Annotated in this window: 14 protein-coding genes; 6 read left to right on the forward strand and 8 right to left on the reverse strand. The window is 55.9% G+C overall.

Translation table 11 applies throughout. The features are described 5' to 3' along the window. The first annotated feature begins 350 nt into the window (after positions 1-350). From Fuma_RS29780 to Fuma_RS29790, 3 genes are all read left to right on the forward strand, one after another. On the forward strand, positions 351-1,223 hold the full coding sequence (locus tag Fuma_RS29780) for a sugar phosphate isomerase/epimerase family protein (protein ID WP_077027320.1): 873 nt from the start codon (positions 351-353) through the stop codon (positions 1,221-1,223). A 56-nt stretch (positions 1,224-1,279) separates the two neighbouring features. Then, positions 1,280-1,696, forward strand: a complete 417-nt coding sequence (locus Fuma_RS29785; RefSeq protein ID WP_145944450.1) for a hypothetical protein — start codon at positions 1,280-1,282, stop codon at positions 1,694-1,696. Positions 1,697-1,908: 212 nt separating this feature from the next. Then, a complete protein-coding gene (locus Fuma_RS29790; RefSeq protein WP_077027322.1) occupies positions 1,909-3,963 on the forward strand; it encodes a prenyltransferase/squalene oxidase repeat-containing protein in 2,055 nt (684 codons plus the stop codon). 375 nt (positions 3,964-4,338) lie between these two features. On the opposite strand, the gene Fuma_RS29795 is transcribed toward Fuma_RS29790, so the two are convergent. The 4 genes from Fuma_RS29795 to Fuma_RS29810 form a co-directional block, all read right to left on the reverse strand. Beyond that, on the reverse strand, positions 4,339-5,487 hold the full coding sequence (locus Fuma_RS29795; RefSeq protein ID WP_077027323.1) for a protein kinase family protein: 1,149 nt from the start codon (positions 5,485-5,487) through the stop codon (positions 4,339-4,341). Positions 5,488-6,045: 558 nt separating this feature from the next. Continuing rightward, positions 6,046-6,774 (reverse strand): pentapeptide repeat-containing protein, encoded by a 729-nt coding sequence (locus tag Fuma_RS29800; protein WP_077027324.1) that lies wholly within the window; start codon positions 6,772-6,774, stop codon positions 6,046-6,048. A gap of 30 nt (positions 6,775-6,804) precedes the next feature. After that, a complete protein-coding gene (locus tag Fuma_RS29805) occupies positions 6,805-8,109 on the reverse strand; it encodes an IS256 family transposase (protein ID WP_077027325.1) in 1,305 nt (434 codons plus the stop codon). 66 nt (positions 8,110-8,175) lie between these two features. Further along, the gene (locus tag Fuma_RS29810) at positions 8,176-8,850 is read right to left on the reverse strand and encodes a hypothetical protein (RefSeq protein ID WP_077027326.1); all 675 of its coding nucleotides are present in this window, start codon (positions 8,848-8,850) and stop codon (positions 8,176-8,178) included. An 896-nt stretch (positions 8,851-9,746) separates the two neighbouring features. Between Fuma_RS29810 and Fuma_RS29815 the strand changes: the two genes are divergently transcribed. Then, positions 9,747-11,216 (forward strand): trypsin-like peptidase domain-containing protein, encoded by a 1,470-nt coding sequence (locus tag Fuma_RS29815; RefSeq protein WP_077027327.1) that lies wholly within the window; start codon positions 9,747-9,749, stop codon positions 11,214-11,216. A 33-nt stretch (positions 11,217-11,249) separates the two neighbouring features. Here Fuma_RS29815 and Fuma_RS29820 read toward each other — a convergent pair whose 3' ends face one another. The 4 genes from Fuma_RS29820 to Fuma_RS29835 form a co-directional block, all read right to left on the reverse strand. Then, positions 11,250-14,423, reverse strand: coding sequence for an efflux RND transporter permease subunit (locus tag Fuma_RS29820; protein ID WP_077027328.1), 3,174 nt, complete (start codon positions 14,421-14,423; stop codon positions 11,250-11,252). Positions 14,424-14,536: 113 nt separating this feature from the next. After that, entirely contained in the window at positions 14,537-15,841 is a 1,305-nt protein-coding gene (locus Fuma_RS29825) for an efflux RND transporter periplasmic adaptor subunit (RefSeq protein WP_077027329.1), read from the reverse strand. Positions 15,842-15,848: 7 nt separating this feature from the next. Further along, positions 15,849-16,583: a TetR/AcrR family transcriptional regulator gene (locus Fuma_RS29830; RefSeq protein ID WP_077027330.1), complete on the reverse strand. Its 735-nt coding sequence runs from the start codon at positions 16,581-16,583 to the stop codon at positions 15,849-15,851. A gap of 308 nt (positions 16,584-16,891) precedes the next feature. Further along, positions 16,892-18,787, reverse strand: a complete 1,896-nt coding sequence (locus tag Fuma_RS29835) for a hypothetical protein (protein ID WP_077027331.1) — start codon at positions 18,785-18,787, stop codon at positions 16,892-16,894. Between the two features lie 289 nt (positions 18,788-19,076). Here Fuma_RS29835 and Fuma_RS29840 point away from each other — a divergent pair, with 289 nt between their 5' ends. Further along, the gene (locus Fuma_RS29840) at positions 19,077-19,472 is read left to right on the forward strand and encodes a DUF1294 domain-containing protein (protein WP_083732422.1); all 396 of its coding nucleotides are present in this window, start codon (positions 19,077-19,079) and stop codon (positions 19,470-19,472) included. Positions 19,473-19,989: 517 nt separating this feature from the next. Further along, on the forward strand, positions 19,990-23,973 hold the full coding sequence (locus Fuma_RS29850; RefSeq protein ID WP_158521183.1) for an inverse autotransporter beta domain-containing protein: 3,984 nt from the start codon (positions 19,990-19,992) through the stop codon (positions 23,971-23,973). The last annotated feature ends 17 nt before the right edge of the window (positions 23,974-23,990 follow it).

Consider the following 23,990-nt stretch of genomic DNA (forward strand, 5'->3'; position numbering starts at 1 on the left):
AACGTGCCTGCAAGGACCAGTCCGAGCAGTCGAACTCTGTTGCAAAAGTGAAGCATAGGATTAGCGGGAGATGCGGGATTTGGCAGGACGAAATGGCAGGGCCAACATTGTATGGCTGAATGCTGGTCAACTCCAGTACGACTGAGATTATTAGGCTCTTCTGGGCCATTCGGTTTTCGAGACGTCAGCTTAAGGAACGGCTGCCTCCTCGGCTGCGAGTCGCTTTGTCGTTCAAGCAATGATATGGATCCTCACTTGACAGTCGCCGGATTCGGCTGTTTGATTGGCACGTTCGTCGACAGCAAGTTGTCGGTTTTTATTTGGTTTGTTTTGAGCGCGAAGGAAGTCTCATGCCTGCGTCACGTCGTCAGTTTCTCACTCATTCGGTTGTCGGTCTGGCGGCACTGTCGACTCCGGCATTCGCCGCGCTGCGCCGTGCTCCTTCGAAACTGAAGCTGGGCCTTGTGACCTACAACTGGGGTAAGAACTGGGACGTGCCGACCATCATTAAAAACTGCGAAGCCACAGGTTTTGCCGGAGTCGAACTCCGCAGCACTCATAAGCACGGTGTCGAAATCACGATCGACGCGAAACGCCGTGAGGAAGTGAAGAAGCAGTTTGCAGACAGCGACGTCGAACTGGTAGGACTCGGCAGCGCATGCGAATATCACGCCGTCGACAAAGCGGTCCTGAAAAAGAACATCGACGAAACCAAAGAGTTCATCAAGCTATGCAAAGACGTCGGCGGAACGGGAGTGAAGGTGCGTCCCAACGGACTGCCGAAGGAACGTAGTGTCGAAGAAACTCTGGAACAAATCGGCAAGTCGCTCAACGAAGTCGGTAAGTTCGGAGCCGATCACGGCGTGCAGATTCGAGTCGAAGTGCATGGTCGCGGCACGGCTGAGATCCCTCACATGAAGACCATCATGGACGCCGCCGATCATCCCAACGTCGCCGTCTGCTGGAACTGCAACCCTCAGGATCTAAACGGCGAAGGCCTGGCACACAATTACAATCTGCTGAAGGATCGCATGGGCACGGTTCACATTCACGACCTTCGCAACGAAGCCTATCCATGGAAGGAACTTTTCCCAATGCTGCAAGCTACAGATGCCGAATCCTTTACCGGCTGGGCATTACTGGAAGACGGCAAAGTGCCAGACGATATCGTCGCCGCGATGCATGAAAATACGAAGGTGTGGCAAACGCTGACGGCTGAGTGAAAGCAGCGCGTCTATGTTCTTGTGCGGACAACGCTTCGATCCTGTTCAGGGTTCTAATGCCTAAGAAGACCAATGAGAATCCGTACGCACCACCGGTGGCAGTTGAGTTCGCAGAGCATAATATCAATCCGCCGACGAAATCGTTCGGATTGAATCGCTTATTGCTCTGGTGTTTCGCCCCTTCTCTGCTTGCCATGGGAGTCATGATTTTGGCTAAAAGGCCGAGTCTGGTTGCGTTTGTCTACGCGCCGATTGGATTGTTTTTTGCTGAAGGTGGCTGGGTAATACTGTTAGGGAAACGCGATCTTTTGTTGTTAGCGTCATCTGCGACGATTCTGGTGCAGTGCGTCCTCATAGGGCTCATTCGTTTGCGACAGTCGCAGGTTGAGGCTTCTGCCGTGGCCGTATTCGGTTTGCTCAAGGCTGCCTGGTCTGCCTATTTTTGGGTGTACCTTGTCTCGTACTTGGCGTAGCCCGCAAGTTGCCGTTGCTGTCCACCGTTTTGAAGGGAAGGTCTTGCGCAAACGAGAAATTTGCGGGTTTATGCGTTTTCCCGGAAGTCCATCTTTCATTGATTGTGGGCGGGATCGGCATTCGTACACTAAGGGGAGGCAGCCGCGCATGAAGCCCGGTAAGTTTACTGGCGAGGGAATGCAAACATCTGCGGGCCGGGCAGATTGCGTCCATGTCAGAGGCCGCGAGCAACACTTCGGAACCAACGTCACGATCTCGCGAAGATTTCGTGCGCCTGCTGCGCAGTAAGGCTGAAGACGCGGCTCATGCGTCCGTACACCACGCGTCGCTCTCGCAGCAGTATATGGAGCTGTCTCAGAAGTTCGCGCAGTTGGCCGAACAAGCCGATTCGACCGGGCTGGCTGAACTGCAACAAACGCTGGCTTCGCTGGAAGGACAGGTCCCCAACACGACGTCGGAGACCAATACGCCGGCACGCAACTCACAGCCGTCCGATGCCCCAAACAAAGTGCCGTCGCCGCACTTTGCGGGTACTGCAACGCCAACGTCAGATTCGAACGATGGATTGCGTGATGAACCGTCGGGCGTGGCGAATCCTGTTTCGCCGACGGACCCTTCAGCTGCGAAGGCTCCGTCGAAAAGTAAAGGCGGCCGCCGGCCGAAGACTCGCAAACTGGTCGAACGATTTCGGTCCGCTCAGCCAATGGCGAAGCGGCGAGTCAAAATCAAGGCGAAGAAATCGGACCTCAAACCAAAGCAACGGTCAGCAGCGGAGGAACTTAAGAAGGGCAGTAGCTCCATTGCGACGAGTACACTGCTGTTTGCGGTGCTGGTGTTCTTGCTGAGTCTCTATACATGGCAATTGGAAATCGACACGCCGCTGAATCCGATCATGGCTGCCTTTGCATCCGAAGTGAAACCGGTGGAGGAACCTCTGCCGATTGAGCCACCAGAAGAAGAAATCGGTGAGCAAACCGAAAAGGTTGTTGAAGATCCTGTGGACGAACCTGAGGAGGAAAAACCGGACGAATCTGAACCGGAACCCGAAGAGGAAATGGCGGAACCACCTGCCGAAAATATTGAAGCGGAAATGGCCGAGGCGCCACTGCCGGAAGTTGTCAACGGCACGGAACCTGCCGCCGCGGAAGCAACGGATGCGGTCGACATGGCGTCGCTCAACAATCGCAGCGATGCGGGACGCAAGGCAATGCTGCAGAAGTTCGGCGGTTCTGCAGCCAGCGAGAACGCCGTTCAATTGGGACTGGAATGGCTTCTTTCCGTGCAGCATCCCCAGGGCTATTGGGACTTCGTCAGCGTGGGACCAGCAGGCAGTGCGGGCACCGTCAACAATCCGATCGGCGGCACAGCCTACGCGCTGTTGCCGTTTCTCGCGGCCGGGCAAACTCACAAAGAAGGCAGCTATCAAAAGCAGGTTGGGGCCGGTCTGGCGTATCTGGCCAGCGTCGGCGTCAACGCTCCGGCGGGCTACGACCTTCGAGGCATGTTGAACAAGCAAAGCAAAGACAAGGAACCGAACGAAGCCTACTACGTTCACGGCGCCGCGACTCTGGCACTGTGTGAAGCATACGGCATGACGAATGATCGTCGATTAAAGAAGGCGGCCGAAGGCGCGGTCAAGTTCATCGTCAATTCTCAGGACCCGCGCGGCGGAGGCTGGCGCTACAATCCTCATGACGCCGGTTCCACTTCGGTGACCGCCATTCAGGTGATGGCGTTGGTGGCGGCGAAGAAAGCAGGCATCAAAGTACCGGACGCCACCTTCAAAGGCGTCATGCATTATCTGGACAGCGTGCAGGTCGACGGCGAAGGTCGCTACGGTTATGAGATCAATAAGAAAAAGTACACGGGAGCAGTCACAGCCATGGCGCTGCTATGCCGCATCTACTGCGGTTGGGGGCGAGACGACGGTGACATGCGAGCCGGCATCGCCCTACTGGACAAGGCTGGCCCATACGACAATCTCTACAGTCTGTACTTTGCGACTCAGGTGATGAAGAACTGGGGCGGAGCTGAATGGGAACGCTGGAACACTCGTTTTAGCAACGACCTTGTCGCTCAACAGGAAACCGAAGGTCCAGCCAAAGGAAGCTGGAAACCCCGCACCGGCGCGATTCACGCCAAGCAGGGCGGTCGCCTGCTAACAACCGCCCTGGCGACGCTCACCCTGCAAGTCTACTACCGCTACAAGCCGCTGCTGCCGGAAGAGAATGGCCCGCCGGTGAACGCCGCGAAGTCGGCGGCTTGACTGCCAGCGAAGTGGCCGAGCATGTCTGCGATTCTTAGGCCGGACCAAGCGCTACGGCGCAGTTCCGGCAACGCGCGCCGCCGGAGCAGCGCAAACACATCTCATCCGGCCGCCGACATTCACAAACCGATCACGTGGACCCGGAACAACCCGCGTTCCACGGTGTTTGCTCGTTCCGGCCTACTCCACTGGCTCTGCCAATGCGATTTCTGGATGCCGAGCAAAGGAACTGACAGAGCCAGTGGCACACGGTGCTGATCAAACGCAACAAAGCGCCTGCGAAGCAAATATTCCATGCTTCCCGCATTCCGCTTTTTGCATCAGAACAAGATCAGCCCGTGCTACATGAGCTGCTGTTAGCCAGGGTTACTGAATTCACTTCAGCCAGCCGAGAAAGTCCATCCGGTCGAGGATGCCCTGCGGTATCCCGTTAATCGGTCTGGCGTTCATTCGCAGAGGGTCCGGCTTCAGTGGCGCGGGGCGGAGTACACGGGGGCGCATTTGCATTTGTCCGGGCTGAGGCACTGGCTTCTGCGGTGGTTGAGCTCTGCACCGCAGTCTGTATTGAGTGACCTTGCCCTGCAGGTAGGTCTTCAGCTGGTCAGCCCCTTTGGTAATTCCTGCCGCCAACGCGGGCGCGAATGGTGTGTACATGTCGTCGAGTTCTCCGCGCTTGATCTGCCAAAAACTGAACTCGTCGCCGTTCGGAAAACGCACCGTGATAGACTGTTGCCCCGGTCCGAATGCGTCGAACGCGAGCGTTTCGCCGACTGACTTCGCGCAGGCTTCAGCGTATCGCTTCCGTTTGAGGGGTTCAGTCAGAGTCTTGAGTTCGTCGAATCGCCCGTGGCCAACCAGATTAGACTTTGGCGAGTAGGGGTCGAACGTATCCAGGCCGATGACCCGGGTTCCTTGTTCGGCAAACATGACATTGCCGGGGTTCATCCATTTCCCGTTCGAAGTATCGAATCGATCGTTGTTGCCGTTGAAAATGTCGACGGCCAGTACTTTCCCAAGCTGAGGCCATAAGGATTCGTCGGCGAATTTGACGATTTGTTCTTTGACCTTTCCTCTGACAGGCTTTGCAAAGCCGCCAACCTTTTTGGTGAACTCGGCGTCGCTGAGTCCGGATACCTGAGGCATCTTGACCCACGTGTAGCGCCCGGCGACAGCGTCGGTCACATTACTGTATCGGTTCGGTGGAGGCGGTGCTGGCGGCCCACCAGGGAGTGGGGGAAGTGGTCTGAACTTTTGTCTTGCAGTCTTCAGGAATGCCGTGATTTCTGGCCCGTCCATGATCTTCGTGTTGACCAGTTGATCATTGACGTTCTTCATCAACTTGCTGCCCCACTTGATCGAAAGAGCCGTGTCGTCATCCGATCGTCCGAGCACCTCCATACCCTTGGCTTCGCCTTTCACAACAACCTTCTTGCCATTCACCGTCAGGAAGTAAACCGGGTGATCATCCAGGCCCTTGTCGACAGTGAATTGCCCCTCGACAATTTTCGGAACAGAGTTGGACATATTTGGCCTTTCATGACGCAAGTTGTCGTTGGAATTCGGAAGTCAACAATTCAGAAACATGTTCGACGGTACTATCGAATCGGTGCGTGAAATTCCGGAAGTTTTCCAGAACAGTGAAACCTGGAAACCGTGAGACATCGTTCCTCTCTGCAACCTGGATCGCATAAGTCCCAAACCAGATTCGTCGTGGACACATACGTTCACTAGTGAACAAAATTAACTTCGCTTGGCCGCACAAGCCATTTCGGCCTCGCTAAACGGCGTCCACGAGAAAGGTGTAACACGAGGTTTGCATCAACGCGCGGTCTACTGAAAATGGCCAAGTGCCCGGTTCTCTATGGACGGGCCGTATGATCCAGAGCTGCCGAAATAGATTCGACCGGATCGGAATGGGGTGGCTGATTCCGGAGTTCAATTCTGGCATAGTTGAAGACAGGCGCTGAGGTCCACCAATTGTTGGTCGTCAATAATTCGAAACAGTCACAAGTATGAAAACGTACCCAAACGTTTCTCGAATACTATTGGCGGCTGCCAGTGACATCCCGTCGGCTTCCAATTTCAGTTTCCTTTTGGTGGCTCGGCCGGAAGCCGTTCGAGAATGTCGAAACTGTCATCAGAGGACCGTTCGCCCTCCCACTTTTGCATCGCTGCTGGCGCGGGACGCACTACGAACGGATAATCTTTCGTTCCGTAGTTCCAGACCTCGTAAATTACGCCATCTCGCCAAGGTTTTTCCGTGAGATCGGGGGTAGGCAAGTTGAACGGAGCGTAATCCTTCGGATCATTCAGGTCGAACGCAGGCAAGTCACCATCCGCATATTCCTCTGACAGAAATCTCTCGTGATCAGCGTCAGGGATTGGAAAAGGCATAAACGCCCCGGAGACATGAGCATCCAATAGCTGGCCGTCGGACATAAACGTCCCACGCATTTTTGTGCCGCGCAGCAGAGCGTGTTTTAGATCTGCCCTCCAAATCGCAGCTTCATCCAAACACGCATTGTCGAGCATGCATCCCTGCAAATCTGCAAACATAAGGTCCGCGTCGTGTAGATTCGCATCTCTTAAATCGGACAACTGCAACGACGCCGCCTGCAAACTGACATTTTGCAAGTTTGCTTTGGATAGGTTGGTGAACCGCAGGTCTGCATAGTCAAACACGGCGCCCAAGGAACTGAGATGCTTGAGGTCGATCTTGTGGTCAACAAGAAATTTCAACAACTGCCCGCGTTCTGGACTCAACGGTGGCCCCATCACAACGTCAGCGTTTGAGGCTTCGACTTCGAGCAATTGTCAAATGTTGTGTTTTGGGTTTTTGATTTAGGCGGCGATATCATCCTGCATGATTCCGTCTTTGAAGGAACGTCCTTCGATGACGAGTGTGATCTTTTCGTGGCAGTTGAGTCGTCTCCATTTCTTCGATGCTGACTGAGCCAGCTTGAACATCATCGCTAAGCTCGCCCGTCTTGTTCCGCTGCCTTTGGTCTTGCGGTGACGAAGGCGGATCGTCGCGAAGGTGGATTCGATCGGGTTGGTTGTCCGCAAGTGACTCCAGTGTTCGGCCGGGAAATCGTAGAACGTCAGCAGCTCGTCGCGGTCCTTCTTCAGGCAATCGCAAGCCGCTGCATACTTCGCACCGTACTTTTCAATGAATTCATCGAATGCTTTGTTCGCATCGTCCTTCGTTTCTGCCTGCCAGATTTCGTGCAGGTCGCCTTTCGCTTTGGGTTGAACGCTCTTAGGCATCTTGTTGAGAACATTGGCCGTCTTGTGAACCCAACAGCGTTGTTCACGAGTCTCGGGGAATACTTTGCGGATCGCGGCCCAGAAGCCAAGCGCACCATCGCCAACGGCAACCTTCGGTGACAATTGCAGGCCACGTTGCTTCAAGTCGACCAGTAACTCGCACCAGCTCTGCTCGCTCTCGCGGTAACCGTCCAGCACCGCGATCAATTCTTTCTGGCCTTCCGGCGTAGCCCCCATCAGCACCAGCAAACACTGCTTTTTATTGGCGTCATCCTCCAGTCGGACCTTCGCGTGAATGCCGTCGGCCCAGATGTAAACGTACTGCTTGTTCGATAGATCCCGCTTGCTCCAGTCATCGTATTCGCTGCACCACTGATCCTTGAGCCGGCAAACCACGTTGGGACTCAGCCCGGCGGCCCGCTCGCCGACGAGCGACTGCAACGCCTCGTTGAAGTCACCCGTGGAAATTCCTTTGAGGTAAAGCCAGGGGATGAGTTCTTCAATGGCCTTCGTTTTTCGCAGATAGCTCGGAAGCACGCTTGGCGAGAAAGCCACCCGTTTTTCGCGATCAGGATCGTTGTCGCGGACACGCCCCTGAGTGACCGGAATCGCTCCGGCACCGGTGAGGATGTCCCGCTCCGGAAGGCTTCCGTTCTTGACGACCAGTCGCCGGCCGTGCTCGTCAGTCCGATCCGCATGCATGGCGACGAACGCATCCACCTCGGCATCGACTGCGGTTTGTAGCATCCGCCTGGCTCCCTCACGGACAATCTCGTCGAGCGGACTTCGCTCGTCGAACTGAGCCCGAAAGGAAATCACTTCGGGATCGAGCGCTTGACCCACTGGCACTTTGGTTCGGTCTGTTTTAGTCTTGCTCATAGCGTATTCCTTTGCCCACTTCGGGCCGTTGGAGAGGAGAAGTTCCAACAGGATGCGCCACCTTTCTCATTCACTCAAGAACACAACTTTCGACAATAACTCTTCGACTTCGGCCCGTAACCACTCGGCTGACACACTGCTGTCACTGAAATTATACGTCGGAAACGTATTCAAAAACTGGGTTGGAAACGCCCGTTGATATCTGTAGGGACGCAGCAGTTTTGTGATCCAAGCGACGCGCACGGCAACGTCTTCATCCAGCTTTATGAGTCCGCTTTCTGTTGAAGGCTTTGAGTCGCGAATCGCTACCTGAATGCTTTCAAGGACGGTTGCTAGCTGCGTAGTATTACCCGAGATTCGAGTCGATTCCGCTATTTCACTTTGCACGGTGACCAATTCGTTTTGTTTCGCGAGCAAAGCAGTCTGCGACTTAAGCATCTCAGTTTGCCCTGTCAGTAACACATTTTGATCCGATATTAGCCCATTGGCTTGCCACGCGAAATAAAGCCCGAATAGAGCGACCAATCCAACGCCCGACGCTGCCGCGCCTGGAGCCAACGAAACGACGATCCGCCACATGAGCGCGTTTCTGGCGGCCACTCGACGGGGATCAGATTCAGTAAGGCTGCGGCTAGTCAGGCCGTTCTGGAGCAAGGCAAATAATCTGTGTTCTTGCGCCCACAAGGAGGCTTGCAGTTGTTCCTGAGTTACAAATTCATTTTCGGGGTGCGGACTACTCATTTAGCTATTTTCCCCGGCTGGTGCAGCCGCGTTGGTGTGGCCCCCTGCCACTTCCGGCTACGCCAGATTTCTGGGTGCGTCAGGCGGAATTGGAAACAACGCAATGTTTCATGGCGCGGCGATCGCTGTCTCAGTACGCCGATATTTCTGCGAAGAGCTCGGATACGGGACAAAACACCTTGATTGTGCAAATAGCCAAAGTTTCTGTCGGGCAGATTCCCGCCCAATAATGTTCGACACGCCTATTGCGCCGCGGGGGTGGTGTTGCACATTCCTAGTTTCTTACGAGGGACTGCAATGGGGAAGAAGGGAGCGAAAAGCGTTTCGCGTGCTCCGATTGACGGAGCGGCGATGTTGCGGCGAGTGTTTCCTTTGCTGTCTCGGCTGGCCCATTCCGGGGCTAGCCGGGAATTGACAGCTGTTATTCAGCCAGTGTGAAGCCTTGGTTCTGGCTGGTGCGTTCAACCCGGTGCTAAATTCAAGCGGGGGATTGTAGCGGCATCGGGTTGGAACCGTACGCGACGATCGACCGGTGGTTGAATAGTCTCCTGCGGATTTTTTTCGGAATCGGTGCTAGTCTTCGAGTACGGCCCAGAATTGCTGTCGTCTGCAATGGTAACACACGCTGAACAGGAACCTATTCTCACGGTCACCAGTTAGTGAGTCCCATACGGTTCTTCCCACGTCGATAGCAGACTCCCGTGCCAGTGGCACACACATACACTTCGTGGATGTGCTACGCAGTTACCTGAAACCGTCGTGAACCCAACTTGAATTGTTCGGCCTTCTTTGCCGCAGTTGCGATGGGACAGGCTTGCGCCTATCTTCTTGACGATTGATTGCTGAATATCGCGGCAGCCGAGGGCCTGCCTTACTCTCTGATTACGAATCCGACAATGTTCAAAGTCCTACAAATCGTGGTCTATCTGTTTGTGGTGTGTTTCACCAATGTCGCCACCGCCGATGATCCTGCGCCGCGTCATTCTACGGCCATCGTACAGACCATCGGCAAGGTTCAACCAGCCGTCGCTGCGGTTTATGTTCGCAAGAATGGCGGGCAGGGAGCGGGGAGTGGGTCTGTGATTGATCCGCGGGGTTATGTGCTGACGGCAAAGCATGTGGTGGGCGATGCTCATGTGGTGCTGCTGGCCGGAAGGCCGCCTCTGCAGGCGCAACTAATTGGCACCATGCCCGAGTACGATCTCGCGCTGTTGAAACTTGGTCGAAAAGCTTTCGACCGTCCGGCCTCACCCACCTACCCGCTGGCAGGGACACCTCCGGCGTTTATTCCGCTTGGCCGGGCCGATGAAATTATGCTCGGCGAATCGATTCTGAATATTGGTAGCCCCGGTGGTCGCGGCATTGTGGTGACGCGCGGCATCATTAGTTCGCTTGGCATTTCCGGCGGCAATGCCCTGTCACTGGCGACTCAGTCGTCGAACGGTTTCAATCAGTTTCTGCAGTTTGATGCGGCGAATAACCCAGGCAACTCGGGCGGTGCACTGGTGAACGAAATCGGTCAACAGATTGGTTTAGTCACGTCCAGCATTCGAGGTGAGGAAGGCGTTCACTTTGCGGTCCCGCCGGACACCATTCGCCAATCAATTTCGGAAATGCTGAACTCAGAACTGCGTCACCGTTATGTCAGCGGCATCACCGTTGATCCGCAGTTGGGTCTGGTCACGGTCACGCGGGTGGATGCGGCATCACCCGCCGACAAAGCTGGGATCAAATCCGGTGATGTGATTGTTTCGATCAACGGTCGCCCGCTGCGTGATCCCATCGACTGGGAGTTCACTCGCTTCGAACTAAGGCCGGAGCAGAAGATCGAACTCGGGCTAAAACGCGGGGCCAGCGAACATTCTGCGGCACTAACACTTGCAAAGCGGGAGCCTCAGCCGGGCGTGACAGTTGAAGATGCCGCACCGGGTTTGCTTAGTCGTGCGGCGGAATACGATCCGCGAATGGCTGATCCGCTAAGCGATGACGTGCGTCCGGCGGGGCCGCCGTCCGTGATTGCGGAAGTCACCGCTACTCCGCCCAATCTTCCCCGCGACGAACATTACGAAGTGTTGATGGAAGGGTATTTGAAAATCGATGAGCCTGGCTTGTATCGACTTGCGTTGAAGTCCGACGATGGTTCAAAACTATTCGTGCATGATCGGCTTACGCTGGACAACGGCGGCAACCATGCTGCACAGCTTCGCACTGGCTGGGCTGATCTTTCTGCTGGCCTGCATCCGATTCGTATCGAATACTATGAAGATCAGGGGCATGAAGTTCTTGAGCTGCTGATGGCTAAAGGCGACGAAGATCTGCGGCCAGTGACTTCCGAGGAATTGCTGCACGCCAGGTTGCCCGAATGACCAACACGGCGAGCGCCTTCGGTTGACTAAACTTCACGCCGCCGCGGCAGTAACCGTTGAGCATTCAAAGCTTCGTTTCATCGCGATCAAATAGCAGGCGGGCACAAAGATCAGGGCAAGCACGGTGGCTCCCCCGACGCCGCCCGCGATTGTCACAGCCATTGGTGGCCAGAAGCCTCCGCCGCCAAGGATCAACGGCAGGAAGCCGGCAATCGTGGTCAGCGATGTGGCGACGACGTGGCGAGTTGCTCGGATGACGACCGCTCGGATGGCAGCGAGGTCGCCGTTGCGAGCTGCCTCGTCGCCCCGGATGGCGGCCAGCACGACAATCGAATCGTTAATCGCCACGCCGACCAGTCCCATCGTTCCGATGATCGCCATGAAGCCGAACGGAAAGCCGAAGACCCATAACGCGCCGAGGCCCAGGCCAACCGCGAGGAACGCCACGACTCCGACAAGTGCTGCAAGGCGGAATGAACCGAATGACAGCACCAAAGCGGCGACCATCATCACGGCCAGCACTCCGACACTTGCCATGAGGTTACCGATGGCATTGTCGCGTTGAGCCGATTCGCCACCGAATTCGAGTTCATAGCCCGGCGGTAAGGTGAACCCGGATTCCTTCAGCCGTCGCTGGAATTCGATTTGTATCGGCGCGGGAAGTTCGCCCGCTTTCAGAAACGCCTGGACCTCAGTCATGCGACGCCGGTCTTCGTGAGTGATCGCAGCCTGAGTCGATGACAGTTCAATCGTACCCAGCGATGTCAGCGGAATGCCTGCGTAGCCTGTGGAGTAATCTGATCGCGCTGGCAGCACGTCCAGCCCTTCGATGTTGTCCACGCTGCTTCGATTAGCGTCGCCAACTCGCACCCGTACCGGCAGCACTTCGGTCCCTTCCAGCACCAATCCGCCCACCGCGCCTTCCAGTGACGTATACATTTGCGTGGCCACGTCCTGATGAGTCAAACCAGCCAGACGCGCCTCTTCTTCATCAACGTTTACAGTAAGTCGAGGCTGCGGTTCTGACGTTTCGGCACGCACATGAGTTACTTCGGGGATAGATGCGAGGACGCCGTTGATTTCGTCGGAAATGTCGCGCAGGCGATCAAGATTCGGGCCGAACACCTGCACCTCAATCGGCGCTTCGAACGGCGGTCCCTGTTCAAGCTGCCGCACCAGAACTCGAGCCTGAGGAAACAGCGCATCCATATCTCGCTGCATGTTGTTGATGCGATTCGGCAGATCAGCGGCGGAATCCAGTTTTACCAACGCCTGAGCATATTGCGACTGGCCGCGTCGCGATGGAATCTGGTTGTAATAGAAAGGTGGCGCACTGCGGCCGATCCACCACGTGACGTCCTGCACGTCGTCTCGCTGCAACAGGATGTTTCTCATACGAGTTGCCTGGTTCAGCGTTTCGGCCAACGAGGTTTGCGTCGAGAAATCCAGTTCGATGGCGATCTGGTCACGGTCGGCCGGCGGGAAGAACTGTTCCGGCAGCAGCCGTGCCTGAATGAAACCGACGGTCGGCAATGCGATGCCAATCAGAATTCCCACGACAGGCCGCGTCGTCACCAGCCGAAGCAGTGACTCATAGCGCCGACCAAGCCACGCATTTCGCCAACCGTCGCGGAACCATGACGTACGGTGCGGGCCATCAGCAACATGCTGTGGGCTTAAGCTTTCCACAGCTGCTGTTCGCTGTGCTCCCAGAAAACCGGTCAGCGTCGGCACTACTGTCATCGCCAGCAGCAGAGAACTGAAGATGGCGACGATCACATTCACCGCAATCGCGCCAACAAATTCGCCTGCCGGTCCTGGCATCAATGCGATTGGAGCGAACGCCAACGCTGTGGTGAATGTCGATCCGAACAGCGGCACTGCGAGGTGATGAACGGTGCGCCCGACGGCATCCAAAGCGGATTCACCTGCGCGAAGTTTTTGTCCGACTTCATCAACCACCACGATGGCGTTGTCGATGAGCAGTCCGAGCGCGATGATCAACCCGGTCACCGACATCTGGTGCACCGGGATATGCAGCAGACGCATGCCCGTCAGAACCATGAACGCGGACAGCGGCAGAGCGGCTCCAACAATCAGGGCGCTGCGCCAGCCCATCAGGAACAGAATAACCAGCATCACAGACACTGCTCCGATCATCAGATTCCGCAGCAGGTCGGTCAATCGTTCGGTGACGTAGCCGTCCTGACTGAAGACTTCGATCATGCGAATACCGCGCGGCAGTTCACGCTCAAATTCTGTCGTCACAGCTTCTGACGCGGAACTCCACCAGTCGATGCGCTGGCTGGGGCGAATCAGGCACGCCAGCACAATGGCTCGTTTTCCATCAACGATCGCCAGGTCTGTCGGCGGGTTGACCACATCGCGACGCACTTCGGCGATGTCGCCCACGGTGACCAATTGACCGGTGGTCGTTGTTCGGATTGGGATGGCAGAGATGCGTTCGAGCGAATCCAGTTCGCCGGTCAGTTCGATCAGCAAATCGGTGTCACTGCCTCGCAGAAAGCCGGCCGAAAACCGAGAATCGCTTGCTGTGATCAGACGGCTGATATCAAGGGCCGTTAACCCGAGCGACGTGAGCTTCTGCGGATCGGCAGCGACTGTGATTTCTTCGTCCGGGGCGCCGAAAATATCCACGTCTTTTGTGCCGGGCACCCCCAACAGACGCTCACGAAGGTCTTCCGCCTGCCGACGCAGAATTGCATGCATGCCTGGTGGCAACGGCGAATCCAGTTGAGCCTCCGCATCATCCCACGCCAGGGCAATCAGCCGCGTGTAGGCCGTGACTTCTATCCGTTCAAACCTTGGTTTGGAGGCGTTCTCCGGTAGCTCGGCTTCTGCGTCTGCGATTCGGTCGCGGATTCGAGACCAAATTGCTGGCGCTGCGTCAGAGTAGACTTCATCACGCAATTCCACCGTGATTGTTGAGAACGACGAACGCGAACTGCTGCGAACCTCTTTGATCTCGGCGATGTCGCGAAGTTCATCTTCGATCGGATCGGTCACCAGCGATTCGACCTGGTCCGCGTCGGCACCCGGCAGGCTCGTAAAAATGAAGGCCGCTCGTTCGGTTAATAGTGGATCCTCCATGCGAGGAAGAACCAAATAACTGGAAAGGCCTGCGACTGTAATGAGACCGATCGTCAGCAGCGTCAGTCTGGGATTGCGAAGGAAGAGTGTGGACATGGTTTTGGGCAGTCGCAGTTAAGGTTGTTCGTGCCACTTCTTCCGTGAATGACAGGTCGCCGCCGACCAGTTCTTGCGGGTGCGTGTGTTACAAGTGTCCGCGGTGTGGCGGCTCACGAGCGTGGCCGCTCTTCTGGCTGGTTTTCAACCCGGACTTTCTGCCCCGGCACGACTCGATGAACGCCCGCTGCAACGATCCGTTCGCCCTCGTAGACTGTGCCTCGCACGATGGCGAAATCGGCATCGGTGTGCAGTACTTCCACCGATCGAGCTTTCAGGATGCCGACGTCATCAGAGAAACCATCCTGCTGTTCGACGACGTAAATCGACCATAGTCCACGCGACGCCGACGCCAGCGATGTTAGTGGTACTCGGAAACCGTCGATCGCCCGTTTTTCTGTCACGGCCATTCGCACCAATTGACCATCGGCCAGATGGTCCGGGTGAGCGTCATCGACCGCGATCACAACCGTCTGTGTTCGCGTCTGCACATCAACCTGCGGCACGATCTGTTTGACTTTTCCGGTGAAGTTTGCGGTTCCGGCGGCTAAGACGACGTAGTCCGTCTTCGTCAATTGATCAAGCAAAGCAGTGGGGACGCCAACACGAGCTTCAAGCTGATCGGATTCAATCAGTTCGAAGACTGGTTGCTGAGGATTCAGGAAATCTCCCTCGTCAGCCATTCTTTTGACGATGGTGCCTGCGAACGGAGCCATGAGCTGGCTGTCGGAAATGTCGAGCTGCAGCTGTTCTAACTGTGAATCAATCCCTGCCACCAACGCTTCCTGAGCAGCCACTTTTTCTGTTCGTGTGCCAGCTTCTAGTTCGTCCAGCTTTCTTGCCGCCGCGTCCTTTTGTGCGGCTGCGGCCTGCCATGCAAGTCGAGCTTCATCGATTGCCTGAGCGCTGGTGGCCTCACGCTGAAATAAGTCTTCGACCCGATTTAGCGTGGCTTTTTGCAGGTCCGCATCGGCAGCGATCGCAGCCAGTTCGGCTCTTGCAGCCGCGATCGTTTCCTGGCGCGGCCCCGCTTTTAGTTCAGCAAGGACGGCGGCCTGCTGCGACCGACTGGCCTGCAGTTGAATCAATTGGTTCTGCAGTTGACGCTGGTCAATCGTGGCGAGCACCTGTCCGTTTTGGACATAGTCGCCATCGTCAACGTTGACACTTTCCAGCCGCGCAGGGCGTTCAAACGCCAGCCGCGTTCGACGTGCGGCGACGAGCGTGCCAGTGAATTGTCTGTCGCGTGTGATCGATGTCGCCGCTTCCAGCACCAGCGTTTCGACCGGCATCGCCTCCTTGAATTCTGACAATTCCGCGTCGGGTTCGTCGGCTGTGAAGCCACCTGGCGAACCGAGCCATGCTCCTGCGAGGCCGACTGCGGCGAACAGTGTGAGGAATGTTGCGGTGAGTTTCATGAGTCGATTACCAATCCTGCTTCAGTCTGGCAAACTCTTTGGCAAACACCTCCGTCGCTATTTTCTGCATCGCAGCATCGAAATCCGTGTCTTTCGAAAGCGGCGTCCAGCCATAGCCATCAAGCAGGTGGTGAATGTTGTTGCGGATGGCAAGAAACGGTTCGGCAATCCCCAGTTCAGCCATCGAATCGCTGGTCGCGATAATCGAATACGCGCCCTCCGTCATTGACCACAAACCGAACACGACTGCTTCCGGCGTCATACTATGGGGAAGTGCGACATGCTTTTGCGCAATCGCGTCACGGACGATGCCCGCCACGATACCAACGCATTGCATCTGGCAGGTCTTCACCAGAGTGCGGCGTTCTTCGGTCGTTTTGTCCCAGATCGAATCAGACTTCACGATCTGTTCGACGCGAAAGTGCTCCGGGTAAAGCCGGACAAACAATTCGGACGCGACGCCAATGGCCGCCAGCCGAACTCGAGGCACATCCGGGTACGCGGCCGCTCGCTGAAACATGTCGCGGCGTTTGTCCATTGTGGCGACCAGCAGCGCCAGAATGATCTCTTCTTTGCAACTGAAGTGATTGTAGATCGTGCCGCGCGAAACGCTTAATTCTTCCGCCAGCGAATCCAGTCCCAGGCCGTGATAGCCACCTTCCAGCACCATCTGCCGCGATAGCTGCAGGATCCTGTCCTCGCGGTCTTGTATGGCCTGCTTTTTTGGGGTGAGGGTGCTCATCGGCCCCGTTATATTGACATCGCGCCAGATTTCAATCGGAAATTTGACGGAATGTCAGAAATGGGCGAGGCTGCTCATTAGGGCGTCAAGGACTTGGCCGGAAATCCCAGGCTGGCGGCGTATTTCAGGAACTCTGGCGAGTCCCACGGAAGTCTCCCCGTCCCAGCCTGCGGATGCGATCCGACTGCCCGGTTTGTTGTATATTGATGCGTGCCACTGTTTTCCAGGTGATAGCAACACTGGCAGAGCCCAGTGGCACGCAAACCGTCAATTCATGCCTGACGCACCAATACGTTGCAGCGAGCGGACTATTTTTCGGCGAATTGTGATGCGATAAAACGTCCGACGCCGCGGACGAAACCAGCGTCCAGCCGTGTTCGCAATCGGACGCCCTTGTCGGTTGGTCGAGCGTCCACCTGGATCAGGTCGTCGCCTTCTGCGATAGCTTCGCCAATCGTTCCGAACAACTCTTGTCTGCGAGCCGCCCGGCGTTGGCGAAATTCGCTCGTCGCGCGCCGTCGTTCGTCGCCGCCGTTCGCATTCTGGTCGGAAGGCTTGCCTCCTTTGGCGGCCTCGGCCAGCGCTGCTTGACTGGCTTCTTTCGCTGCGGCTTCTTTCGCCGCAGCGACGTCGCGGTTGGCCGATTGAGCGCCTTGAATAAGATCTTTCAATTCATTCACATGAACGACCACGCGGAACGACGCTGGGATTTCGCGTTCTGTGGGATTTTCGTGAGCGGCTGCGAGTTCATCCATGACGTTAGTCAGCACGTCAAAGGATTCCTCACCGCCCAAACATATCCAGGCCGAACGACCGCCAACTCCGACTGACACGCCAGGGCTTGCCCCAAACAGTTCCGTCGCGCCTGCGTCGGGTTTGTCGAATTCCAGGCGATGGAATGTGATGCCAGCATGTTCGTTGTTCCCTGTTTCGATTTTGCCGATGCCGTCTTTTCCGTCGAGGCGTTGCAGGGCATCCAGCAAGCCCGCCGCAATATCTTCACCGTCTTCCACACGGGCCGCGCCGACCACAACCAGCTTGTCGTCTGAATCGCGGTACATCTGGCTGAAGAAGTCGAGGTGTCCTTCTTTGAAGGTGGCCTGCAACGCTGAGATCGCATGAATAAGAGGGCTGCTTTCGTCGGGAATGCTGCCCAGATCCTGCTCTTCGATCAGTTGCGGCAAAAAGCCTTTCAGCCCCTCAAGAGCCCCTTCATAGCGCACTCGATCACGTTCGGCGATCACACTGGACAGTGACAGTGAAACCGGAGACTCCTCGCTTAACAGAGGCGTGAAATAGCTTGGTTTCGTTCCCGACGCGAGGATCTCTTCCAGCATCTTTGATCCGTCGCGCACGTCCATCACGAAGTCAAAATTCGCACCTGGTTCGTCGGGAGTGAGTCTCACGCCGATCGACATTTTGCGGCATTCGTCGAACAGCAATCTTAGTCCGTCGATGTCGCCCTGCATCCATGACTTGCGCATTGCGTACAGGCTTTCGGATTCGCCGTCGCGCTGCTGCATTTGGGTACTCATTGTGGACGTCAGCACGTTGAGGATCAGATCGCGCGTGCCCTTTGGCACGGCTTCCACATCCAACATCACGCCGATATCAAATTGATTCACCAGGCCGGCCACCAGCGTGGATGGATCCGGAAGGTCTCGTTCGAACGCCGGATCCGGGTCCATCATGGGCAACTGGATAAAGGCATAGTCGCCTTGAGTTCTGATTTGCGTATTTTGGCGAGCACCAATCAATTCGTAGCGACCTTCTTCGACGGGATCCGGTCGCATGATGACGGGGCCGAGTTCCATCATGGATTGAAACTCTTCCGGGCTGGACATCGGCAGGAACGCGACGAATTCAAACGCCGGAGGGAACACGCTGTCCAAAAAGACCATCATGCCAACTGGCCGATCCCAGTTCAGGCCTTGCAGACCGTTTAGGTTTTTGTCGAGCTGATCCAGGATGGCATCGACGGCGTCTGGCGTTCCGGCCAGTTCGAACATGAACGACGCTTTTTCTTTGAGCCGGTTTGGGCTGGCCGCCGTTATTACGACGAACGGTCGTTTCCCAAGCGAAAAAATGGGCTCCGGCTTATCGTCTTCGTCGCGTGCGATCGCAGGGGAATTGACACAGGCTAGTGACAGCAGCAGTGCGGCGGACAGCAGCTTTCGAACCGAAGGCAGGCGAAGACAGTTCATTTGGGGACCCTGTAGCTTGGCAGAGAATATCGTGGGGAAGCGGGCGAATAACGTGTGCAGGAACAGTCCCGAAGTGAGTTCTGCACAATGGCACACCGAGATCGTCGAATACGCTGCGACGACCTCGGAACACCATCGTACTGGATTTCGGAACATGCCGTAGTTCGCCGGTCAGTGGCAAATCCAGGCACTCAATTGTAGAAACTCGAAATCGTTGGCAAGGGGTCGCAGCACCTTGTGGAAACGGATGATCTGGTCGAAATTTGAGGCTTAACACAGGACAGCAATCATGAAAACGCCCGATTTTCGCAAGCCGTGGCTGTTGATTGCCGGGTTCTGGTTCCTTTGTGCCGCCGGGCTTTTGGCCGCAAGTCTGCTGACAGACGCTTTTACGCCGGGGCTGGCGGGCGACCTGTATTGTGCCGCGGTGGCGCTGTTTAGCCCTCTTGCGCTGGCAGCGTTCGGGTGGGACAAGTGGAAGGCGGAGCGTGACGGCCGGCGGATTCCCGAAAAAAGGCTGCTATTACTGGCGTTTTTAGGCGGTTGGCCGGGAGCTGTTGCGGGTCAGCAGTGGTTTCGCCACAAGACGATCAAGCCCGTTTTTCGCTCAATTCTGGTCGCCATTGCCGTGCTGCATCTGGTGGCGGTGGGATTTGTTGTCTATCGAAGTTTCGGTAGCGCGTGACAGTAAACGGCGCAAATCGCCGGTTCGTTTTTGATCTGTCTGGCGAATTCTGCCGCGCACTCGCGGGAAATGCGTTCTTTCCGCTGATCGACCACCCTGCTCTGGCCGCCGGGCAAATTTTTGCACCGTTCTGCACCGAAAGCCGTGTTGCTGCGGAAATCGGGCAAAGTTACAACCGCCGCGTCTCTCATTAGGCAGAAGAATCGCCCGGCGCGAATTCCGTTGCCTGTCATCGAGTTCATGGCGGAAATCTGCGTCGTCTACTGACGTCGCCTTCGGCTCGGACTCGGTGACAAAGTCCTCTCTGAATTATCTGCTGCGAACGACAAGCAGGACGCTTGTAACACGCGGTACGTGAGTCATCACGGCTCACAATCTCATATCTGACTTGAGGAACGTCATGACGAACGTTCGTGAAATCACTACCCTCACTCGCCACTCGACGCCGTCAAATCCGGTGACAGGCGAAAGAGCGAACGCTGACTGCACGCGGCCAACTGTATGCGCGGGCCGAGCAATGTCGCTTGTCGCATTCCTGTTCGTGGTTTCCGGCTGGGCTCAATCAACAGTTGAGGCTCAAGACCACACGTACGGTCGCGAACACGTCGGGTCTGCTCCGTCCGGAGCGGCCGGCGGCGTCATGGATATCAACCGCCAGGGCATGGGCGTCAATATTCGTGGCGGTCACGTAGCCGGTCAAACGGTGGGGCGCGAAGATTCTGCGTCGCTGTTTCAGGTGGCTCCTTATGTCAACATCGGCGACGGCCTGCTGTTCGGTGACGGTCGCCTGACCTACGCCAACGAAGGCGGTTTGGCCTGGAGCTTCGGTGGTGGCTACCGACACTACATCACGGCATGGGACACGATTTTCGGGATCAACGGCTATGCCGATCGAGATTCAATCACGGACGCACACTTCCGCCAGTGGGGTGTGGGGGCCGAGTTGATTGGACGGACCTGGGAAGCTCGCGGCAACCTGTATCGCCCATACGGAAAACGGTCTGAATTGACCGGAACCCGAGCCGACGCGGATAGTGCAATCTTTGTCGGAAACCAGATTCAATTTAATCGCATTGATACGGTGTCGGAAGCTTTGGAAGGCTTCGACGCGGAAATCGGCTGGCTGTTGCCGGGTGAGTTCTCAGAACGCTTTGATCTTCGAGCGTTTGGCGGTGGTTACCATTACGAAGGCGTCGGGCAGGACGGATTCAACGGCTTCAGCACTCGCCTGCAGGCAGATGTTGGCGAATGGCTGGAGCTGGGACTGAAACTGACTGACGACGAAGTCTTCAACACCAACGTGTCATTTAATGCGATTCTTCACTACGGCGGATTTAAGAGCCAGGAACACACCAGTCGGTCTGCGATTCAACGCATGGCCGAACCTGTTCGTCGTAATTTGAACATTGCTGCAATCACAACGGACGTCGTTGTCGGGGGACAGATCGCCAGCGCTGCCGATGGTACTCCGCTGAACATCATCCACGTTAACAGCAACGCGGCGCCAGGCGGAACAGGCACGGTCGACAACCCATTCAATGCACTTTCCACAGGGCTTGGCGCGCCGGACTCAGACATCGTGTTTGTGCACGCAGGAAGCCAGTTTAATGTGGCCCCCGAAAACGTAGTGAATCTTGCCGACGATCAAAGTCTGTTCGGTGAAGGTCTGATCCGTGTCGAAACTCTTGGTGGTTCCTTTGTTGAGAATCGCAAAGTGATTAACACGATTGAACTCGCGGAAATTGGTCCGCTCGTGTTGCCTGATTCGCCAACGTTTGCCGCAGACCTTGCACTATTGGGACCAGACCCGTTTGGGCCGCAGCCTGAAGCGACGCCACTTGATCCTATTCTTGAGCGACCGATGCTGATTGGAACGGCAGGCGACGCGGTCCGCATGGGGAACCGAAGTCGTTTGGGCGGATTTATCATCGAAGCACCGACCGGCAACGGAATTGTCATCGATGGTGTCTCCGGGACCAACATCCGCGACACGCTGATTTCGAATGCTGGTGGAACCGGTATCCTTGTGCAGAACACAATCGCTGACAGCACAACCACAATTCTGGACACGATGATTCGCGGAGCCGCTGGCCCTGCGTTCCATGTTAACGGAGGAGCCGGTCTGATTGGCTTCAACAGCACCAGCACAACGTTGGATCCAGCTTACGGTTCGATCATTAACAGTTCTAACGAAGCTGTGCTGATTGAAAACCGGCTGGGCGGATCCGTCAACATGCTGGGATCGACGATTGATGATATCGGAGGCACTGGAATCGTGATTCGTGGCACCGGCGTCGACCCGACTCGCGGCAACGTCACCATCGACAATGCGAGTATTGTTGACAGCACCAGCACCGGTATCTCCATTACGAATGCGGAAGGCAATATCGCATTCCGAAACACAGTGAATGCCGCAACGGCCATCGACAACGCCGCAGGCGATTCTGTGCTGATCGACGGTGTGACGGCGGGTAGCCGCGTTACCTTCGAAAATCTAACCATCACGAACCCGCGACTCGGCGGAATCAACATCGATAATCTCGGTGGCAGCTTTGTCTTTACACGGGACCTTGTGATTGGTGCTCCGGGTGCCGGAGCCGTAGCCGCTCCGGCCATCAGCGTGGCGAACAACTTGGCAACCGGTGACGTCACGTTTGGAAGAAGTGTGTCCATCCAGGGCAGTCTTGGTCGAGGCATCGAACTCGATTCCAATGCGGCAGGTAGTTCCTTCGCCATCAATGGCCAGCTGGCGGTCACCGCGGCGGCAGCCGAATCGTTGGCCATTGTTAACAACGCGGGAACCGCTCAGTTCCTCGGCGGCACCACCATTTCTCAACGTGGCGATACGGGTATTCTGATTTCGAATTCAACAGGATCTGTGTCCTTTGAAAACGGGACGTCCGTATTAAACGAGAACCTGGTCAACCCAACTGCAGTACAGATCAACGACAACGAATCACTGGTACAGTTCGAAAATCTGGTCGTCACGAACGCACTGCTGGGTGGCGGCGTTAGCATGGTCAACAATGTCCTGGGCGCACTCGGCCCGGGCACGATGATCTTTAACAATATTGAGATCACGTCGGTCGGCGGCGTCGGCTTTGGCGGCGACAACAACACAAGCATTCGAGTTGACGACGGAAATATCTCATCGATTGGGGCTGCGGCTGTTAACATCGCGAACTCCGGAATCAACATTACTCTGGAAAGCGTCAACAGTTCGGCCAGCCCGGACTTTGGTATCAGTCTTGTTGAAACCAACGTCGCCGGACGCCGCAGTTTCCGCGTTCTGGGTGACACCACACTTCCGGGCTTCGGCACGGGCGGCACAATTGATACGGCCGCGATCTCTGGTGTCAACCTGCAGAACGCTGGCCAGGTGTCGCTGTATTCGATGACGTTTGATAACAACAACTACGGCTTCTTCATTCGAAACAGCGGCCTGTTGGAGGACGACGATCAGTACCTCGACCTGCAGTTTGATCAGGTATTGGATTCCGACATTCGCGGGATCGACAGTGAGAACCTGGTTATCCTGAACATCGAAGATTCAATCTTCGATGGCAACGGAGATGCAGCAGCGGCGGCAGGGAACCCAGATCCCAACGGCGGGTTTCTTACCGTTAACCGCGAGTCAATTTTCCTGAATTACACGGAACGTCTGAACAACGAAGACTTCACACTCTTCACTCAGTTCGACAACCCTTACACATTGAATGTTGAACGCACCTCGTTTGCTGACAACTCAGACGACATCATCGTGATCACGAATTCGCCTGCGGCTGACGATGCCTTCCTGGATGTGAATATCACGGACAGTGATTTCCAGATGAACGACACGTTGGACATCGACCCCGGCGATCTTAGTGAAACCGCATTCCTAATGAATTGGGGCGGCGTGGCTCGAGTGAATCTGTTCAATAACAGCGTCAGTATGAACGGACTTAGCACGCTTGAAAGTCAGACGGCGTTCGAAATCGAAATGGATTCGTTTACGGATGAATTGATTCTGGACATCGTCGCCAACACGATCCCGATTAGTGCTCAGCCAAACGCCGTTGGTATCAGTGTGGAAACCGAATCTGTTGCATCGATGCTGATCAGCAACAACGAATTCACGATGAGCGGCGAAAACAGTACGGGCATGTTGTTCGACCTTGGTCCGAACAACCAAACCGCGATCCTGAACAATACCATGATCTTTCAAAACGATGGCGGTACCGGAATGTTGTTTAGCATGGTGGAACAACCGGCATTGTTTACGATCAGTGGCAACAACATCGGTTTAACTGACCTTGCTGTTGGCACGAACGAAATTGGTATCCTGTTCCGCACCGTGATTGGAACGCCAAGTCTGCAGGGCAACCTGAACAACCAGATTGTGCTGCTGAATCCAGGGTTCATTCCTGGTGGCGGAGGCATCCCGAGCAACATCGAAGTCTTCTTCCAGATTCCACGAGCCAACGGTCAGATTCTCGTGAACGGCGGATTGGTGCCGTAGTACTCAAGACAGCGAGA

Source organism: Fuerstiella marisgermanici, assembly GCF_001983935.1.
In the GTDB taxonomy this organism is placed as follows: domain Bacteria; phylum Planctomycetota; class Planctomycetia; order Planctomycetales; family Planctomycetaceae; genus Fuerstiella; species Fuerstiella marisgermanici.

What these genes read in the sequence shown, in the direction of transcription:
- Fuma_RS29780 (WP_077027320.1), top strand. Translation starts at nt 351, where the DNA reads ATGCCTGCGTCACGTCGTCAGTTTCTCACTCATTCGGTTGTCGGTCTG.
- Fuma_RS29785 (WP_145944450.1), top strand. Translation starts at nt 1,280, where the DNA reads ATGCCTAAGAAGACCAATGAGAATCCGTACGCACCACCGGTGGCAGTT.
- Fuma_RS29790 (WP_077027322.1), top strand. Translation starts at nt 1,909, where the DNA reads ATGTCAGAGGCCGCGAGCAACACTTCGGAACCAACGTCACGATCTCGC.
- Fuma_RS29795 (WP_077027323.1), bottom strand. Translation starts at nt 5,487, where the DNA reads ATGTCCAACTCTGTTCCGAAAATTGTCGAGGGGCAATTCACTGTCGAC.
- Fuma_RS29805 (WP_077027325.1), bottom strand. Translation starts at nt 8,109, where the DNA reads ATGAGCAAGACTAAAACAGACCGAACCAAAGTGCCAGTGGGTCAAGCG.
- Fuma_RS29810 (WP_077027326.1), bottom strand. Translation starts at nt 8,850, where the DNA reads ATGAGTAGTCCGCACCCCGAAAATGAATTTGTAACTCAGGAACAACTG.
- Fuma_RS29815 (WP_077027327.1), top strand. Translation starts at nt 9,747, where the DNA reads ATGTTCAAAGTCCTACAAATCGTGGTCTATCTGTTTGTGGTGTGTTTC.
- Fuma_RS29820 (WP_077027328.1), bottom strand. Translation starts at nt 14,423, where the DNA reads ATGTCCACACTCTTCCTTCGCAATCCCAGACTGACGCTGCTGACGATC.
- Fuma_RS29825 (WP_077027329.1), bottom strand. Translation starts at nt 15,841, where the DNA reads ATGAAACTCACCGCAACATTCCTCACACTGTTCGCCGCAGTCGGCCTC.
- Fuma_RS29830 (WP_077027330.1), bottom strand. Translation starts at nt 16,583, where the DNA reads ATGAGCACCCTCACCCCAAAAAAGCAGGCCATACAAGACCGCGAGGAC.
- Fuma_RS29835 (WP_077027331.1), bottom strand. Translation starts at nt 18,787, where the DNA reads ATGAACTGTCTTCGCCTGCCTTCGGTTCGAAAGCTGCTGTCCGCCGCA.
- Fuma_RS29840 (WP_083732422.1), top strand. Translation starts at nt 19,077, where the DNA reads ATGAAAACGCCCGATTTTCGCAAGCCGTGGCTGTTGATTGCCGGGTTC.
- Fuma_RS29850 (WP_158521183.1), top strand. Translation starts at nt 19,990, where the DNA reads ATGTCGCTTGTCGCATTCCTGTTCGTGGTTTCCGGCTGGGCTCAATCA.